An 18,084-nucleotide genomic window follows, 5' to 3' on the forward strand; every position below is an offset into this window, starting at 1 on the left:
TATTACTAATAAAAAAAAGATGAATAAAATTAAAAATTTTTCACCATTTTTGATTCCAAATTATTTATATTATTCATTAATTATTATAATTAATAATTTATTTTTGGTTACTACCTTTTTTATAGCACAAGTATTTTATAAGCATTTTATTAATCAAATTATTTTAAATAATAGTTTACAGTTAGCAATGATTTTATTATTAAGTTTCTTTTTTATTAATTTAATGAAAATTTTAATTGAATATATTTTAAATAAAATATGTCAAAAATTTTATTTTTATTTCAATAACTTTTTAGTAGATTTATTTCATAATAAATGATTTAAAAGTAAACCAATAGAAATACAAAAATATAATGGTAGTGATTTTTTACAAATATATCAAGATATTAATAATATATCAACTATGTTTTGTTATAATAGTTTAGAGATAATTATTAATTTTATTACTAGTGTTATTGTTAGCATAGTTTTGATTAAGATTCATTTTATGATTTGATTAGTAAATTTATTAAATGGTTTTATAACAGTATTAATTATTTTTATAATAATGTTATGAAAAAAACCATTAGTAAAAAAAGAACTAGTTACCAAATTAGATTTGCAGCAACAAATAATTTTAAGTCAAAAAAATTTTGAAGATGCCTATTTTCGTAATTTGCAACTGCATATTAAAAGTATATTAGTTAAAAAGTATAATACACATATTAATAATTATTGACAATTAAATAATTTAGTTATTAATAATAGTTCGTTAACAAGTTTTATTAAAAATATTATTAGTTTTATTACTATATATTTATCATTAATATTAATTTTTGATGGTAAAATTAATCTATCTCAATTAATATTTATTACTAGTATTAGTATTTATATTAATTCTTTTTTTCAAAATATTGGTAATAGTCTTATTTTCTTTCCGGTTTTTATTAATTGTAGATTACAATATAAGAATAACAAAAATTTTTTTTCAATATCAATTAATAAAATAGTATTAAAAGATTGTTATTTTAATTTAAGAAATAAAGTAGTTTTTAGTAATTTAAATTTAATATTAAAACAAAGTAATATTATTATTGGTCCTTCTGGCATTGGTAAAACAACCTTACTATCATTATTAATTCAGAAATATGTGCCTTTTCAAGGTAAAATTTTAATTAATAATGAAATTGGATTAGATAATATTTCATATGAATTTTGACAAAAAAAATGTATTTATTTACATTCAAATTCTATTATTCATAACGGTACAGTTTTAGAAAATATCTTATCATTTAATATTACAAAAGAAAAATTAATAAATTTTCAAAAATTAGGATTTAATGATCTCTTGGGCAGTTTAGGTTTAACAACATTTTATTATTATCAAGAATATGGGGTTAATCTTAGTCAAGGTCAAAAACAAATAATTATTTTCTTAAGTTTATTTTTTTATGATTGAAAAGTAATTTTATTAGATGAAATTTTGAGTAACATCAATAATGATTTAAAAATAAAGTTAATAACTTTATTATTGAATCATTATAAAAAAAAATTATTATTTATGCAGGTCATGATTTAACACTAGTAAAATTATTTAAAAATGTAATTGATTTAAATAATTATAAAAGTATAGATGGTAATGAATAATGATTTTTTTTAGAAAAAGTACTTATTTATTAGGGAGTAGTTCAATTTTTCTTTTTTTAGGACTCTTATTAGGTTTAAAAATTATTAATATTCCTCATGTTTATGCTGGTAATGGTCAAACTATTTTTATAAGTGAGACAAGATATGAAAATAAGGGACACTTTGCTTATTTATTAGATTTTAAAAGAGAAGAATGTTTAAAGTTTAATAGTTTTAATCAAATTACTATTTTTTTCTCTATTAATAAATGTTATTTAACAATTTTTTTCCAAAATGAAATGATAATAATCAACTTTTAATTGAAGAAAATATTAATTCTAATACATATTTAAATCAAATGGTATTAATAATTATTGGTGAAGAAAGTTTGTTAACATTTATTTGAAATAATATTACAACATAAATGTAAATATTGATATAATTTAATCAAAAAGAAGTTAGGTAGATAAATGCCAGCAAAAATTAATATTGTAAATATTTACAATGATCATAACTATGACATTAAAAATTTTAATATTTTATCAGAAAAAATTTTAAATGCAGTAGCTATTAAGTTAAAACAGAAAATTACATGGTGTATTGCTGTTATTTTTAATGACGAACAGACTAGTATTGAATTAAATAAAATGTATCGTCATAAAGATTATGTTCCTGATGTTTTATCATTTGGAAATAATGATGATGATTTTCCAAATATTAATATTGATATTAGAGATTTAGGTGATGTTTATATTTGTTATTCAAAGGCAGTAGCGCAAGCACAAGAATATGGCCATAGTTTAATTAGAGAATTATCATTTCTTTTTATTCATGGATTACTTCATACATTAGGATATGATCATCAAAATAGCGTAGAAGAAAAGGTTATGTTTGATTTACAAGATGAAATTTTAAATATTCTTGGTATTACTAGAAAATAAGGAGTGGTATAATGGAACAAGTTATAGATTTATTAGTATTATTGAAAAAAGCAAAAGCAATACAAAAAAATGCTTATGCTCCTTATTCTTTATTTAGAGTTGCTGCAATAGTAATTTTGAAAAATAGTAAAGAAGTGTTAGGAGTAAATGTTGAAAATGTTGCATACTCAGTAGGCATTTGTGCTGAAAGAGCGGCTTTGTCACAAGTTATTGCTCAAGGTTATAAAAAAGAAGATATTATTAGTTTATTTTTAATTACTGATAGTGAAACTGTTGGTTCTCCTTGTGGTATGTGTCGTCAATTTATGATTGAAATTATGCCAGAAACATGTCCTATTTATATTAGTAATAAAAATGAAAATAATGATACTAAAACAATTTGTAAAATATTAGTAAAAGACTTATTACCTTTAGCGTTTAAACCAAGTTCATTGAAAGGGAATTAATTTATGAATAATAATTTTAAATCAGGTTTTGTTAGTTTTATTGGTAGAAGTAATGTTGGAAAATCAACTTTATTAAATACCATTCTTCAAGAAAAAAAGGCAATTGTGTCTAATAAACCACAAACAACCAGAAATCAAATTCAAGGTATTTATAATAGTGATGATATGCAAATCATATTTTTTGATACTCCCGGCATTCATAAACATAATAACCAACTTGGACGAATGATGAATCGCGATGCTAACCGCGCCACTAAAGAAACTAACATTATTTGTTTATTAGCGCCATGTAATGAATACATTGGAAATAGCGATAAACATATTATTAAATTATTATCAGAAAGGGTAAATACAACTATTCTACTTTTATTAACTAAGGTTGATTTAGTAACAAAAGAAAAATTAATGGATAAAATTAATGAGTGAAAAGATTTATTACCATTTAAAGAAATAATTCCAATTTCTGCTATAAAAGAAATGAATTTAGATATATTATTGAAAAAACTATATGAGTATTTACCAATTGGTGAAAAGAATCATTTAATCGAAAATAACGATGATGTTTCAGATAATACTTTAATTAAGGAAATTATTCGTGAAAAAATTTTAAATTTAACAGAAGAAGAAATTCCTTATAGTGTAGCAGTATTAATTGAAAGTATTAATTATAATCCAAATACTAATATTACTGATATTAATGCTGTTATTGTTGTTGAACGAGACTCACAAAAAGGAATTATTATTGGTAAAGGAGGTAGTATGATTAAAGAAATTGGAATAAGAGCTAGAACAGATTTAGAAAGTATTTTTGATTCTCATATTATATTAAAAACTTTTGTAAAAGTAATACCTGATTGAAGAAATAATCCTAGAAAATTAAAAGAGTTAGGTTATAGTTAAAATATGTTTAATATTGATACTGGTTTGATTTTAAACATTAACTACATTAAATCAATAAATAATGTTACTATTTTAACATCAAATTATGGTGTTAAAATAGTTTCTTTACCAGAAATAAAAATCAATTTAAATAAATATAGTCTTTTAGATTGTTGAATTTTTATTTTTAATCAAAATTATGATTGTTCAAACTTATGTATAACATATAAAAAAATAAAAAGTTTTAATAGTTTTATAAATGAAAAAAGTTATCAATTGATTAAGAGTTTTAACAAGATAGTTATTAATTATTTAGAAAAAATTAGTATTAATAATAAAAATATCTTTTCTTTTTTATTTAATTTATATGAACAGTTAATGATAAATAGTAATTTTAAGAAAGTTTATGTTTTTTTCTTATTTCATAGTTTAATATTTCAAGGAATTCAGTTTAACTTTACTAATTGTATTAATTGTAATCAAATAACTAATTTGTATTTAATTAATTATGATTTGGGTGGTGTTTTTTGTAAAAATTGTTCTTTAAAATTAGCTATAATTAATTTTGACATTGTTTTGTTTAAAAAAATATATCAACTTTATTTATTAAATTATCAAGATATTAATAAATGAAAAGTTGAAAAAGAAGAACTTAATAAAATTCTTAATATTTTAGAAAACCACTGTCAAAAATATAATAATAAATTAATAATTACATAAATATTTTAATAATTAGTTGTTATATTGTTTTTAATAATATATAACACTTATAATAGGTTGACAAAACCTATCTATGAACATATTATTAACAAGATTATTCTTTTTAGAGATTTTATGTATTATTTAAGATATTTAAGAAAATTTTTATGATTAATGGAGGGGCAATGATTAATAAAATTATCAATGATAAGTCAATGAAGGAAATAATTACTCATTTAAAAGAAAATGGTTTTATTTTTCAAGGATCAGAAATTTATTCAGGTCTTGCTAATAGTTGAGATTATGGTCCGCTTGGTGTAGCACTTAAAAATAATATTAAGAAAAGTTGATGAGTTTTTTTTGTCGAAAAAAATCCATACAATGTTGGGCTAGATAGTTCAATTATTATGAAATCTAAAGTTTGAGAAGCTTCAGGGCATTTGAGTAATTTTAGTGATCCATTAATTGATTGTAAAAAATGTAAGTCTCGCTTTCGAGTTGATAATTTAATTAATCATTATTTTCCTAGTATTAATTGTGATAATTGAAGTAATGAAAAATTAGAAACATATATTAATCAAAATCATATTAAATGTATTAAATGCAATAATGAAGATTGAACTAAAGTTAGACAATTTCAATTAATGTTTGAAACATATCAAGGTGTTTTAAAAGAAGATAAAAATAAAATTTATTTAAGACCTGAGACCGCACAAGGAATATTTATAAATTTTAATAATGTAAGAAATAGTTGTAATAAAAAAGTACCATTTGGTATTGGTCAAATTGGTAAAAGCTTTAGAAATGAGATAACTCCTGGTAATTTTATTTTTCGTACTAGAGAATTTGAACAAATGGAATTAGAATTTTTCTTTATTCCAAAGGATAAAAATGATAATACTTGATTTAATTATTGAGTTGATCAATGTAAAGAATTTCTCTCTCTAGTAGGTTTATTGAACTCAAAAAATATAAAATTTAAAAATCATGAACAAAATCAACTAGCACATTATGCATTAGCAACTACTGATATTGAATATAATTTTCCTTTTGGTATGAGTGAATTATGTGGTATAGCTAATCGTGGGAATTATGATTTAACAAAACATAGTGAGAATTCTGGTGTAAATTTTGAGATTCAAGATCCTAATGTTACAGTAAAAAGAATGGTTATTCCTTCAGTTATTGAACCTTCAATTGGTGTTGAAAGGCTTTTATTAGCTTTAGTTTGTGAAGCATTTACAAAAGAAGTTTTAAAAGACGATAAAGAACGGTTAGTGTTAAAATTAAATAAGAGTATTTGCCCTTATCAAGTAGCTGTTATGTCTTTAAATAAAACAAAATTAGGTAAAGAGGCATATGAAATTTTTGAAATGTTAAATAAAACACAATTAAGAGTAATTTATGAAGCATCATCAAGTGTTGGTAAATCTTATCGTTATCAAGATGGTATTGGTACTATGTATTGTGTAACAATTGATTATGACACAAAAACTAAAGGTACTGTTACAATTAGAGATCGTGATACTACAAATCAAGTTATAGTTAAAGTTGATCAACTTAAAGAATATTTATATGACAAATTAGACATTATTTGTTAGAATTGTGTGAAAAAATATGGATATCGAGTTTAATAAAAAAATTAATGAAGTTAAAGCAAAAATTAATATTGTCGAAGTTATGGGTAAATATTTAAATTTGATCCGTAAAGGCAATAATTTTTGAGCTATCTGTCCTTTTCATGAAGACTCTACTCCTTCATTATCAATTTCACAAGAAAAACAAATTTATAAATGTTTTTCTTGTGGTGAACAAGGAAATGTTTTTATTTTTTTACAAAAATATAAAAATATTAATTTTATTAATGCTCTTAAAGAAGCAGCAGATAATGTTAATTTAAATTTAAAAGAGTTTGATATTAATTTATCTGAATTTAATGTTGAAACTAAAAAAAATCCACTAAAAATTTTAAATAATATTGCAATGAATTTTTTTAGTTATCAGTTACTAACTGATATTGGTCAAGAAGCAATGAAATATTTACAAAATCGTAATATTACTACTGAAAATATTAAATATTTTAATATTGGTTATGCACCTATTAATAATGAATTAATAGATTATCTTAATGCACAAGGTTATAAAGATAATATTGAATTTGTAAAATTAGGACTTATGAAAATTAATAATAAGGATCAACTTCTTCCTACCTTTTCAAATCGAATTATGTTTGCTATTAAAGATGAAGATGGAGACTGTGTTGGTTTTTCTGCAAGAAATTATAATAGAGAAGATAAAAGTTATAAATATATTAATAGTCCAGAAACAGATTTTTTTAAGAAAAGTAAAATTTTATATAACTTTAATAATGTTAGAAATTATATTAAAAAAAATGAAGTTATTTATTTGACTGAAGGTTTTATGGATGTTATTGCTCTAAATAATCAAAATATTAAAAATGTTGTTGCTTTAATGGGAACAAATTTAACAAAAGAACATATTTTACTTTTAAAAAAAATTACTACTAATATTATTATTTTTTTAGATGGTGATTTACCAGGAAAAATAGCATCTTTAAAAATAGCTAGTGTTTTATTATCAAATAATTTTAAAGTACAAATTATCAATAATGATACTAAATTTGATCCTGATGAATTAATAAATAAATTTCCTCAAAAATTTTATGAAATAATAAAAAAAACTATTCATCCTTTTGAATTTGCAATTAATTTATCATTAACTAAATATAACATTAAAAAAGATAGTTATGAACTTAATGAATTTTTAAAATCATTAGTTCCAATTTGAACAAAAATCAATGATGTTATTACTCAAAAGTTTTATTTAAATATGTTAGCAAAAATAACTAATTTATCCACTGAAGACTTAATACAAATTTTAAATATTGATAATAATTTAGTAACTACAACTTTTAGTATCAAAAATAAATCTAAAATAGAAGTAAAAAATATTTTTTTTGAAGCACAAGAACAACTTATTTTTTTAGTAATGTTATCAAGAAATGTTTATTTAATTTTAGAAAAAGAAAAAATTATTTTTCCAAATCAAGATTTTATGAATTTATACTTTTTAATTAGTCAAAAATATCAAAATAATCAAATAGAAGCAATTAATTTTGATTTAATTTTAGAAGAACTTAAAGGTAATTCACTTTTAAATATTTTAGAAAAACTTCTTGATAAGTATAAAAATAAAAAGTTTGATTTAAAACCTCAAATTATTAATGATTACTTAAAAATTATTAATAATCAACTAATTGATTATGAAATAAAAATGATCAATGATAAATTGAAATCTGAAAAAAATATTGAAAAACAAATATTGTTATTAAAAGAAATATCAGTATTAAAAAATAAAATAAAGAAAAAATAAGTATGATGATAAATTAAGGATAAGGTGAAAATATGGCTGCTATACAACAAAAAACGAAATTGAAAAAACTTTTAACTTTAGAGGAAGTAGAAAGTAATTTAATTAAAAAATTAGAAAAGAGTCAAACAAAAGAATTAAAACAAGAAGATGTCATTAAAGAGTTTGCACATTTAAAATTAGATGATGATACGATTGAGGAAATTTTTGATCGGTTAGAAAAAGAAGGAGTAGTCTTTACTGATATTTTGATGGATGAAGTTGAAGATGATGCTAATTTTCCCGATATTGATGATGAACAATTACCTGATGATTTAGATATTGATATTTTAGTTAGTGATTTGAGTTTTAAAAATACAATGGGGATCTCTAATGATACAAGAAGAAAAGATGGAATTAAGTCTTATTTTAATATTTTGGGAACAAGTCAAATATTGAGTCAAGGTGAGGAAATTAAATATGCTAAAATGTTAGAATCAAAAGATGTTGAGGAAAGAACATATGGTCGTGAGCAATTAATTAAATCAAATTTAAAATTAGTAGTTTCTGTTGCTAGAAAACATTTAAATCGTGGTTTAGATTTTGCTGATTTAATTGAAGAAGGTAATATTGGTCTTATTAAAGCAGTTGATAAATTTGATTATCGCCGTGGTTTTAAATTTTCAACTTATGCTACTTGATGAATTAGACAATCAATTACACGAAGTTTAGCTGATCAAGGTAAAATGGTTCGTGTACCTGTTCATATGGTTGAAAGAATTAATAAGTTAACAAGAATTGAAAGAAACTTAACACAAGAATTAGGTCGTGATCCTACTCATGAGGAAATTGCCAATAAAATGGGACAAAACATGACAGCCGATCGTGTTCGTGAAATTAAAAAACTTGCTATTGAACCAGTATCTTTAGAAAAACCAATTGGTGAAGAAGATGATACACATTTTGGTGATTTTATTAAAGATAAAAATATGCTATCTCCCGATGAATATGCTGAAAGACATTGATTAAGAGAACAATTGGATCGTGTTTTTGCTGAAGTATTAACAAAACGAGAAGAAAAAGTTATTAGAATGCGTTTTGGAATTTTACCAACAAAATTAAGAAGATTATTAGAACTTTGTGAAGATGAAAAAGAAATTACTGAATTAAAAACAGTAGTTAATAATTTACAGTTACACTATGATACTAGTTTAGATAAAACAGAATTGTTAAGTGATAAGGTTGTTCATCGTCATATTACTAAGTACGATTCTCCAAAAACTCTAGAAGAAGTTGGTAAAGAATTTATTGTTACAAGAGAAAGAATTAGACAAATAGAAGCAAAGGCAATTAGAAAATTAAAACATCCGTCTAAATCTAAACATATTAAAGAATTTTATAAAGGATAATAGTTAACATGTTAACTATCAATAATATAATTAATGTTTTAGAAACATATTTTCCTTTAAAAGATGTTTGTGAATGAGATTTTTCAGGAATACAAATTAAATCAAAAACAAAAACCAATATTAATAAAATTTTAGTTTGTTTAGATGTTACTAATGAAGTTTTAACTGAGGCCATTAATAATAATATTGATTTAATAATTTCTCATCATCCATTAGTTTTTGCTAAAGATATTAATCAATCTAATATTTCAAATTGAAAAAAAGAATTATATAGTAAAATACTAATAGCAGATATTAATGTATATTCATTACATACTAATTTTGATATATCATTAGTAGGTATGAATATGTTGATGGCTAAAGAATTAAGAATTAAAAATATTCATTTTATTAATGAAGAAAAGTTGGCAATAGTTGGTAAATTTGATAGACAAATGCCATTAAAAGAATTGATTAATAACTTAAAAAAATATTTTAATGTTGCAAACATACAATTGGTTAATAATAAATTGAGTGATAACAATATAGTGACTGTTGCTTTATCTGCTGGTGCTGGTGGTGATATTATTAGTAATTTATCTAGCAATATTGATTTATTAATTACTGGAGAAATGAAATGAAACTATATTATGGAAGCTAAAGATAGAAAAATTAATGTTATTTTGGTTGGTCATTATATGGAACAAAAATTTGTTGATTTTCTTTTTCAATTACTTATTGAAAAATTATCAACAAAAGTTAAAGTTTTTAAATATAATTTAGAAAATCCTATTACTTTTTTTTAAACTTATAAAATTTAAAAAGGAAAAAACTATTTTTTAAATAAAAATAAGTTTTAGGGGGTTGATAAATATGATTTTAGAAGATTTAGAACCAATGACTGATCAAGAGTGTCAGGCAGTTAGTGGTGGTTTTGCTCAATTTTAATGGGTGCCGTGTTAGCGGGGATAGCAATTCCTGTTATTAAAAATTTATGAAATAGTGTTTCAGGAAGTATTAAGTTACCAGGTGGTATTGAAAGTCAAAAAAAATATTTTAAAATTATTATTCCCGAAGATGTTTTTAATTTAGTTAATGCATATTATCAAAATTTAACGCAAGAACATTTTTATTTATTATTATTAAATAATCAAAATAAATTAATTCATCAAAATTTATTATATAAGGGTACTAATGATACTATGAAAATTGATGTTAAAGATATGTTGCATCTGACACTTATTCATAAATCAAGTAAAGTAATTTGTATTCATAATCATCCTAGTGGTAATAGTGAACCCTCACTATCTGATTTATATATCATCGAAGAAATTAAAAAAAATTTTCAGATTTTTAATATTACCTTAGTTGATCATATTATTATTGGCAAAGGTAATTATTTTAGTATAAATTTAAATAAAAAATATTATAAGCTTAAATAAAAACTTAAAAAAATACATTACTTAAATTTAAAAATATAGTAAAATTATTATGGTTTAGTGTGTAAATAATATTTAACTTATCAAGAATGGACTAGTTATTAAACATAGTTTGTTATTAGATATTGATAAGAAAGGAGAAAATTATGTCAACAATTAAACCTAGCAATGAATCATTTACTGCCCAACCGTCACTATTTGGAAAAATTATGGTTTATTTATCTTTTGTTTTAATATTTCCAATAATTTTATTTATTGTTTCTCGTAATAATTTTCTAAGATTACAACAATCAATTGAAGAAACTGCTTCTGATATTGATGTACAATTAAAGCGTCGTTTTGATTTATTAACAAAATTAGTAGATGCTACTAAAGATTATATGAAATTTGAAAAAAGTACATTAACAGATGTTGTATCTTTACGAAGTGGAAAAATGGAAACAATGAGTGATCTTTCAAAAGCAGATAGTGCACTTAATGCAGCTTTTGGAAAATTTAATGCTTTATTAGAAAATTATCCTGATTTAAAAGCAAATACTACTGTTTTACAATTACAATCAGGTGCCAAAGATTGTGAAGATAATATTGCTGCTGCTAGAAGATTTTATAATGCTAATGTTAAAGTGTTCAATAGTAAAATTAAAACCTTTCCAAGTAATGTTGTAGCATCAACATTAAATTTAGTTTCAAAAGATTACTTTCTTGCATCAGATAGCGATCGTCAAGATATTAAAATTGACTTATAAAATTAAATTTATTTTTGAAAATATATTTAAATTAGTTTTTTATCCCTTTCTTTAGACAAATAAATTGTTTTGAATAAACATTTATGATTTGTTTGAAGAAAGGGTATTTTATTTAAAATTAAAATTTATATTAATTAGAGTTAATTATTTTATTCTTTATTTCATTTTTTATTTAAGAAAAATTATATTTTGGTATAATCTAACTTATTAAGTAAGTTCTTAATAAATCTTAAAGAAAGTAGTAAAGTAATATGAATATTTTTTTTCAATTTTTTTCAAATTTTTCTTTTTTAATGTTTTTATTATGAATTTTTTTGTTTGCATATTTATTTTTTAAAATTATTAAAAATAAATTAGTTATTAATTATAAAATATTAAATTTTCAAAGAAAACATGTTTTTGGTAATATTAGTTATCAAAAGATTTTTTATTTATTGTTATTAATGTTTTTATTAACGCAAATTTTACCATACAATATTGTTTTTAATAATAGTTTACAAGTTACTCAAGTTTATTGTTTTCAAATTTTATGATGTTAAATTATTTTATTTCTATTTTTACACTTTTAACTTTTTATTTTTTTATTTTTAGTTTCTTTTTAGGAATTAATAATAATATGGAAAGAAAATATACTTTACAATTTATTAGTTTTTTGCTTCTTTTTGTAAATTTATTTTTCAATTTAGTTGCTATTCCTAATCAAACATTGAATTTATTAAATGCTATTAATATTTTTTCTGTTATTCCTTTTATTTTTATATATATTTTAGTTTTTCGTTTATTTTTAAATCTTTTTAAATGTTTTTTTACTTTTAGTATTACGCAAATAATTAAGTTAACTTTATTTATTTTTAATTATCAAGGTATTAAAGCTATCTTCATTAATAATGAAAATAAAATTAATATTTTAGTTTTTTTAAAACAATTATGAAGTATATTTTTATTACTTGCCGAAAATGAAGAAAACTATACTTTGTTGTTAAATACTACTACTAATAGTAGTAATTCAAAATTATTAGTTTCTGATATTTCTATAATCAATACTAAAGTTATTAAAAGAAACATAAGTTTTATTAGTAAAAATAAAAAGGTTTTTTTAAAAGATAAAATTTTAAAAGACTATATATTTGTTAATGATTGAAAAATGAGTTTAATTCAATAAATTTAAAACATAATACATATAATAAAAATTAATTTCATTTTACAATTAGTAAAAAAAATATAGTGATGAAAATAAGTACGTTCTTATTAAAATATTTAGTAAGTAAACAATTGATTTGTATTTTTACAAAAACGTAAAATACCATTTTAAAATACTAAAAATATTATTTGTTAAAAAATAAATATTTTTAGAATAGTCTTAATTTTAAAAATCACAAAATGCCATTATATCCTTACAAATAATTATCAATAATTATATTTTAAAAGTGCATTAAATAAAAAAATAATTAAATATTTTATTAAAAAGCAAAGGAGAAAATAAATATGTTTGTATGAAATTTTTTAGAAATTGTTGCTAAGTATACAAAAGATGATGCTACTACTACTGGTGGTACTCCAATGTTAAGTATGTTAATAGTATTTATTTTGGTAGTTGGTGCTTTAAGTTTATTAATATTTATTATATATAAAGTCATAAAAAAAATTAGATCAAAGTCAAAAAAATAATAAAAAAGAATTTTAAATTCAAAAAAGAAAGGATTTTTTAAATATGTTAAAAAATTTTAAAAATGTCGTTAAAGAAAAAGTTTTTCATATTTTTAATACTGATTATGTTGTTAATAATAATCATGAGTATTCTGAATATGCTATTGGAATTGGAAATTTAACAAAAAGCTTTAAAAAATTTGTTGCAGTAGATAATGCCACAATTAGTGTTCCAAAAGGAACTATTCATGGTTTTATTGGACCAAATGGTTCGGATAAAACAACTACTATCAAGTGTTTAGTGAGTGCAATGTTAGTAACTAAAGGTGATTTACTTATTTATGGAAAAAATGCTTGAAGTGTTGCTGCCAAGAAACATATTGGTTACATTCCTGAAGCAGCAAAATTTCCACGAAGAGTTAGTACTTATGAATATTTAGTTTCAATGGATGAAATTAGTGGTTTAACTCATAAAGAAGCAAAAGTTAAAACTGAAGAAGTTTTAAAAAACTTGGATTTATGAAAATTTAAAAAACGTAGTCCTAATGAATATTCTTCAGGCATGAAAAAAAAGGTGTTATTAGCACAATCATTATTAAATAATCCAGATGTTTTAATTTTAGATGAACCAGCTGCTAATTTAGATCCAACAGCTAGAACCGAATTATTTAATGATTTAAGAAAATTACGTAAACAAGGTAAAACCATATTTATTTCATCACATATCTTGTCAGAATTACAAAATTTAGCTGATGAAATAACAATATTGAATTATAGTAAAGTAGTTTATCGTGGTCAAATTAATCATAGTGAAACTAAATATGAAATTAGTTGCAATGATAAATTACAAATTGCTTTAGAAGAAGATCAATTTTCTGTAGAAAAAACAGGTAAAACTTTATTAATAACTATTAATTGTCAAGAAGACATTAATAAAATTTTAAAAATTGCTTTAGATAACAATGTTAATATCAATTTATTAAAGCCATATATTGTTGATTTGCAAACAATGTATGAACGTATTGTTATGGAAGCAAATCAAAAGAAGAAAGGAGAATAAAAAATGCCAATATTTCGTTATACTTTTAAAAAAATTTTAGTTTCTCCATCAACATGAATAGTTTTTATTTTAACAGTAATCATTTTAGGACTTAATTGAGGTCTTAATGCTTCAGGTATTATTAATAATGATTCAAATACTAGTTGAACTAGTGAGTTAGTAAAATTATTTTATTTATCATCTTGAAAAGGAATAGCTTTTTCTGGTTTTATAGGTTTGATGTTACTTATTTTTATTGGTATTAAATCTGTTCAAATCTTTCGTGATGAAATTGAAGATGGAACATTATTAATATTAGTATCGAAACCAATTAGTCGTAATCGAATTTGATTTGAAAAATGATTATCCTTTCAAACAATTGTAATTTCATATATATTTTTATCAATATTTCTTGCAAGTATTATATTAATGTTGCCTGGTATTGGTGATACAACATTGTTTGTGACATTATTGCCATATTTATTTATTTTATTTGGTATTGCTTTAATTTTTGATTTAATTTTTACTTCAACAGCATTATTAATTTCTTTAGTTTTAAATGCAAAAGCAACAATTGCTATTACAATAATGTTTGCTGCTTTAAGTAGTATTTTTGCTTCAGGAATTGATGGTATGATTAGAATTTCAAAAGATTATTTTGCTCTTTCACAAGCAGTTGCTGTTTATCATCAAATAGAAAATAAAGTTAGTTCTAATGATTTAAATTGATTTAAAAGTGAACAAACAAATAATTCTTATATAAATGAAATAGAAAAGATAATGAAGAAAGTTTATCAAAATAGTATTAGTGATATTGATTATCCTAATAACTATAGTCCAGAAAGAGAACAGTTAGTTATGAATGAGATAGTTAATGGTTTAATTAAAAAACCTTATACTAATGATGATATTAGTTTAATTAAACATATCATTAATATTTCTAATGTTTTTCGTCAATGAAAAGAACAGAGTTATCAAGAAATAATGACCGGAGTTGGTGTTGGTAAAAATCATATTAATCCAAATTCACTAATTAAACCAGGGGATAACGGTGTTAATTATACAGTTGAAAATGTTTTTACCTCATTAAATAAAAAATTTACTAAACAAGAAATTAATGATTTTAATAGTAAAATAAGTCAAAAGAGAATTAGTCGTTATTTTAATATTTGCTAAATTGTAAAGGTAAGTGCAACTAAATTATTTTTCTATCCAAATATTCGATTGGTGAAAGATAATTTAGTATTTTTCTTGGTCTTTGGTTTAAAGACAATATAAATTTATGAACTTCATTTTTATTAGTTTTTGAAAAAATAAATTTTTTAGGAAATTTTTCTCTAATTAAACCATTAGTATTTTCATTAGTACCTCTTTGTCAAGGTGAATATGGATTGGCAAAATAAATTTTTATATCTAAATTTTTTTCAAGTTGTTGTCAATTTGAAAATTCTTTGCCACGATCAAAAGTAATAGTTTTAACAATGTTTTTAGGAAGAATTGATAAATAATAACTAACATTTTTATTAATAACTTTAGTAGTTCTGTTTTTAACTAATATTGCTAAAGTAAATCGTGATACTCTTTCAACTAAAGTTATTAAACATGATTTGCTTTTACCTCGTGATGATACTATAGTATCTCCTTCTCAATGACCAAGTGTTATACGATCATTAACATTTATATCTCGTTCTTTAATTGATTTACCATTAAACTTGCCACGATTTTCTTTAGATTTTCGTTTTTTACCTTTTCTTCTTAAATTTTTACTAGTAACTTTATCAAGCATTCCAAAATAAATTCAAGTATAAATTGTTTTAAAACTAATAACTCACTCTTTATGAAAATTTTTAATTCTGCCATAAATTTGTTCAGGTGATCAACCTAATAGTAATTTTTGTTGTACATATTTTACTAAATTCTTATTTTTAAACTTATGAAAACTAATATGTGATTGTTTTCGATTTTCAGCTTTATTTTGTGCAATTAATGAAAAATAATGATTATTATCTTTATTTCTATTAATTTCTCGAATAATAGTACTAATACTTCGATTAAGATTTTTAGCTATTTCACTAATTTTAAATTTAAATTTCAATTGATTCTCAATATAAATCCTTTCATCTATGCCAAGATGTTTATAACTCATATAAAAACTCCTTACTTTTTTCTAAACTAAATTTAGCATTATGAAATTTTTATATGAGAATTTTTTGCAATTTTATTTACTTGCACTTACAAGTATAACTCAGCATTTTTTATCAATGATCTTATTTATTTAATGGTATTATTAATGAACAAACATCATTATATGTTAATCCATCTATATTTCAATCAATTGATGATCCATATCTTATTTCCTTTAATGAAGTTAATGGTCAAGTTGATAGTAATTCAGGAAATCATAAAATTATTAATTTTCCGGTTTTAATATCAATATATGTTATATTGGGTTTAGGATTATTAGCAGGTAGTTGATACTTATTCAATCGTAGAGATTTTACTTAAAAAGTATAATATAAAATATTTTAATATTTATATTAGTTAGTTTTATTTTTAGATAGCATGAACTAACTTCATGCTATCTATTTTTAAAATAAATGAATTTGTAACTATTTAATTATATTAAAACACTTAAAATATAAAAAAATAATTATCAAAATGATAATATGTAAATCATGTAAAATTAATCTAGATTATTAAGTAACGTTTTTCTTTTATTTTGTTTATAGTTATATTTTATATAATTATGTGTTATTATATTGTTGTATTAATCAATAATTAACGATTACAACTTTTATAGTCTTTTAAGATTATTTTGGTTTCACGCAAAGGATTGTTTTTTATTATGCAACAAGATTTTTATATTAAAAAGGTTTTTTATGCTTGTTATGTAAAAAATATAGTGTTACCTATTTCATTTTTGAGTAATATTGGAAATAAAAAAGGTAAATGTTATGTTGGTAATAAGCAAAAATTGAGAAATAGTACTGTTCGTGCAAAAAATAACTTAATTCAAAAAGCATTGCATAATTTTTATGATAGTAAAATAATGAGTTTTGTTACTTTAACCTATAAAGATAATATGCAAGATATTAAAAAAGCTAAGAAAGATATTGGCTTATTTTTTATTAAATTAAAAAAATGATGAAATGACCCTAAACGTTTAAAATATTTAGGTGAATTAAAGTATTTTTATGTTTATGAATATCAATCTCGTGGAGCAGTTCATTTTCATATAGTTTTTAATAGAAAAGTACATAAAAGTATGTTATTAGAATGATGAACTCATGGTTTTAGTGATTTAAAAGTAGTTAAAAAAGGTACAAATGAATTTGTTATTAAATATTTAGGTAAATATGTTACAAAAGCATTTGATGATATTAAGTCTTTAAATCAAGTGGATGTAGGCATTAAAGCATATGCTTTTAGTCGTAATTGTAAAAATCCTATTATAATTCGTGGTATTAAAAAAATAACAATTCAAGATATAATTAAAGCAAGTTTTAATGCAACAAATGTATTTTATTTTAAAACTCCAAAAGATAGTGATGGTAATACTATTTTAACTGGTGGTATTATTGAAAGTACTGTTGTAAATGATTACTTTAAGGATTATGAAGATTATGAACGATATATATATTTAAGTGCTTTATCGCATAAACACTATTTACGGACTAGTGAAATTGGTTATTTAATTCATAAAGATAAAGATGTTTCAACTTGGTTAGATAAAATTTTTGGTGATAAAGTTGAAAAAATAATTTTTGGTAATAAAAAGTTAAATTAAATTTTAATTACAATACTTGTATATATATATATATATATATATAATGTTATTTGTAATTATACTTTTATTTGCGTGGAAGTATAATTACGTTTTTATTTG

20 protein-coding genes are annotated in these 18,084 nt (G+C 21.5%); 18 read left to right on the top strand and 2 right to left on the bottom strand.

Translation table 4 applies throughout. From position 1 onward, the window contains the following. The first annotated feature begins 19 nt into the window (after nt 1–19). From AACL05_RS02975 to AACL05_RS03055, 17 genes are all read left to right on the top strand, one after another. Nucleotides 20–1,558: an ATP-binding cassette domain-containing protein gene (locus AACL05_RS02975; protein WP_338986224.1), complete on the top strand. Its 1,539-nt coding sequence runs from the start codon at nt 20–22 to the stop codon at nt 1,556–1,558. A gap of 315 nt (nt 1,559–1,873) precedes the next feature. Further along, nucleotides 1,874–2,029: a hypothetical protein gene (locus AACL05_RS02980; protein ID WP_338962511.1), complete on the top strand. Its 156-nt coding sequence runs from the start codon at nt 1,874–1,876 to the stop codon at nt 2,027–2,029. A gap of 46 nt (nt 2,030–2,075) precedes the next feature. Next, a complete protein-coding gene (gene ybeY / locus AACL05_RS02985; protein ID WP_338962514.1) occupies nt 2,076–2,546 on the top strand; it encodes an rRNA maturation RNase YbeY in 471 nt (156 codons plus the stop codon). An 11-nt stretch (nt 2,547–2,557) separates the two neighbouring features. Then, complete coding sequence (gene cdd, locus AACL05_RS02990) at nt 2,558–2,992, top strand: cytidine deaminase (RefSeq protein WP_338986225.1); 435 nt, start codon at nt 2,558–2,560, stop codon at nt 2,990–2,992. 3 nt (nt 2,993–2,995) lie between these two features. Then, nucleotides 2,996–3,892: a GTPase Era gene (gene era, locus AACL05_RS02995; protein WP_338962520.1), complete on the top strand. Its 897-nt coding sequence runs from the start codon at nt 2,996–2,998 to the stop codon at nt 3,890–3,892. Nucleotides 3,893–3,895: 3 nt separating this feature from the next. Then, nucleotides 3,896–4,591 (top strand): DNA repair protein RecO, encoded by a 696-nt coding sequence (gene recO / locus AACL05_RS03000; RefSeq protein ID WP_338962523.1) that lies wholly within the window; start codon nt 3,896–3,898, stop codon nt 4,589–4,591. A gap of 164 nt (nt 4,592–4,755) precedes the next feature. After that, nucleotides 4,756–6,171: a glycine--tRNA ligase gene (locus AACL05_RS03005; protein WP_338974931.1), complete on the top strand. Its 1,416-nt coding sequence runs from the start codon at nt 4,756–4,758 to the stop codon at nt 6,169–6,171. Between the two features lie 16 nt (nt 6,172–6,187). Continuing rightward, nucleotides 6,188–7,963: a DNA primase gene (gene dnaG / locus AACL05_RS03010; protein ID WP_338962527.1), complete on the top strand. Its 1,776-nt coding sequence runs from the start codon at nt 6,188–6,190 to the stop codon at nt 7,961–7,963. Between the two features lie 32 nt (nt 7,964–7,995). After that, nucleotides 7,996–9,348, top strand: coding sequence for a sigma-70 family RNA polymerase sigma factor (locus tag AACL05_RS03015; protein WP_338986226.1), 1,353 nt, complete (start codon nt 7,996–7,998; stop codon nt 9,346–9,348). An 8-nt stretch (nt 9,349–9,356) separates the two neighbouring features. Further along, complete coding sequence (locus AACL05_RS03020; RefSeq protein ID WP_338962532.1) at nt 9,357–10,133, top strand: Nif3-like dinuclear metal center hexameric protein; 777 nt, start codon at nt 9,357–9,359, stop codon at nt 10,131–10,133. 141 nt (nt 10,134–10,274) lie between these two features. Further along, nucleotides 10,275–10,769, top strand: coding sequence for a JAB domain-containing protein (locus AACL05_RS03025; RefSeq protein ID WP_338986228.1), 495 nt, complete (start codon nt 10,275–10,277; stop codon nt 10,767–10,769). A gap of 143 nt (nt 10,770–10,912) precedes the next feature. Next, on the top strand, nt 10,913–11,512 hold the full coding sequence (locus AACL05_RS03030; protein WP_338962536.1) for a LemA family protein: 600 nt from the start codon (nt 10,913–10,915) through the stop codon (nt 11,510–11,512). A gap of 293 nt (nt 11,513–11,805) precedes the next feature. After that, on the top strand, nt 11,806–12,051 hold the full coding sequence (locus AACL05_RS03035) for a hypothetical protein (RefSeq protein ID WP_338962539.1): 246 nt from the start codon (nt 11,806–11,808) through the stop codon (nt 12,049–12,051). A gap of 77 nt (nt 12,052–12,128) precedes the next feature. Continuing rightward, nucleotides 12,129–12,674 (top strand): hypothetical protein, encoded by a 546-nt coding sequence (locus tag AACL05_RS03040; RefSeq protein WP_338962541.1) that lies wholly within the window; start codon nt 12,129–12,131, stop codon nt 12,672–12,674. 323 nt (nt 12,675–12,997) lie between these two features. Then, nucleotides 12,998–13,180 (top strand): hypothetical protein, encoded by a 183-nt coding sequence (locus AACL05_RS03045; RefSeq protein ID WP_338962543.1) that lies wholly within the window; start codon nt 12,998–13,000, stop codon nt 13,178–13,180. Between the two features lie 43 nt (nt 13,181–13,223). Further along, nucleotides 13,224–14,219: an ABC transporter ATP-binding protein gene (locus AACL05_RS03050; protein WP_338986229.1), complete on the top strand. Its 996-nt coding sequence runs from the start codon at nt 13,224–13,226 to the stop codon at nt 14,217–14,219. Nucleotides 14,220–14,222: 3 nt separating this feature from the next. Then, a complete protein-coding gene (locus tag AACL05_RS03055) occupies nt 14,223–15,374 on the top strand; it encodes an ABC transporter permease subunit (protein ID WP_338986231.1) in 1,152 nt (383 codons plus the stop codon). Nucleotides 15,375–15,393: 19 nt separating this feature from the next. Here the strand turns inward: AACL05_RS03055 and AACL05_RS03060 are convergent, their stop codons facing one another. Both AACL05_RS03060 and AACL05_RS03065 read right to left on the bottom strand, forming a co-directional pair. Next, nucleotides 15,394–16,344 carry an IS30 family transposase gene (locus AACL05_RS03060; RefSeq protein WP_338960236.1) on the bottom strand — a complete coding sequence of 317 codons (951 nt, stop codon included), beginning with the start codon at nt 16,342–16,344 and terminating at the stop codon, nt 15,394–15,396. 121 nt (nt 16,345–16,465) lie between these two features. Further along, complete coding sequence (locus tag AACL05_RS03065) at nt 16,466–16,684, bottom strand: hypothetical protein (RefSeq protein WP_338986233.1); 219 nt, start codon at nt 16,682–16,684, stop codon at nt 16,466–16,468. Between the two features lie 359 nt (nt 16,685–17,043). Between AACL05_RS03065 and AACL05_RS03070 the strand changes: the two genes are divergently transcribed. Then, entirely contained in the window at nt 17,044–17,985 is a 942-nt protein-coding gene (locus tag AACL05_RS03070) for a rolling circle replication-associated protein (protein ID WP_338962549.1), read from the top strand. Nucleotides 17,986–18,084 lie beyond the last annotated feature (99 nt).

Source organism: Spiroplasma endosymbiont of Thecophora atra (assembly GCF_964019735.1).
In the GTDB taxonomy this organism is placed as follows: Bacteria; Bacillota_I; Bacilli_A; order Mycoplasmatales; family VBWQ01; genus Spiroplasma_E; species Spiroplasma_E ixodetis_A.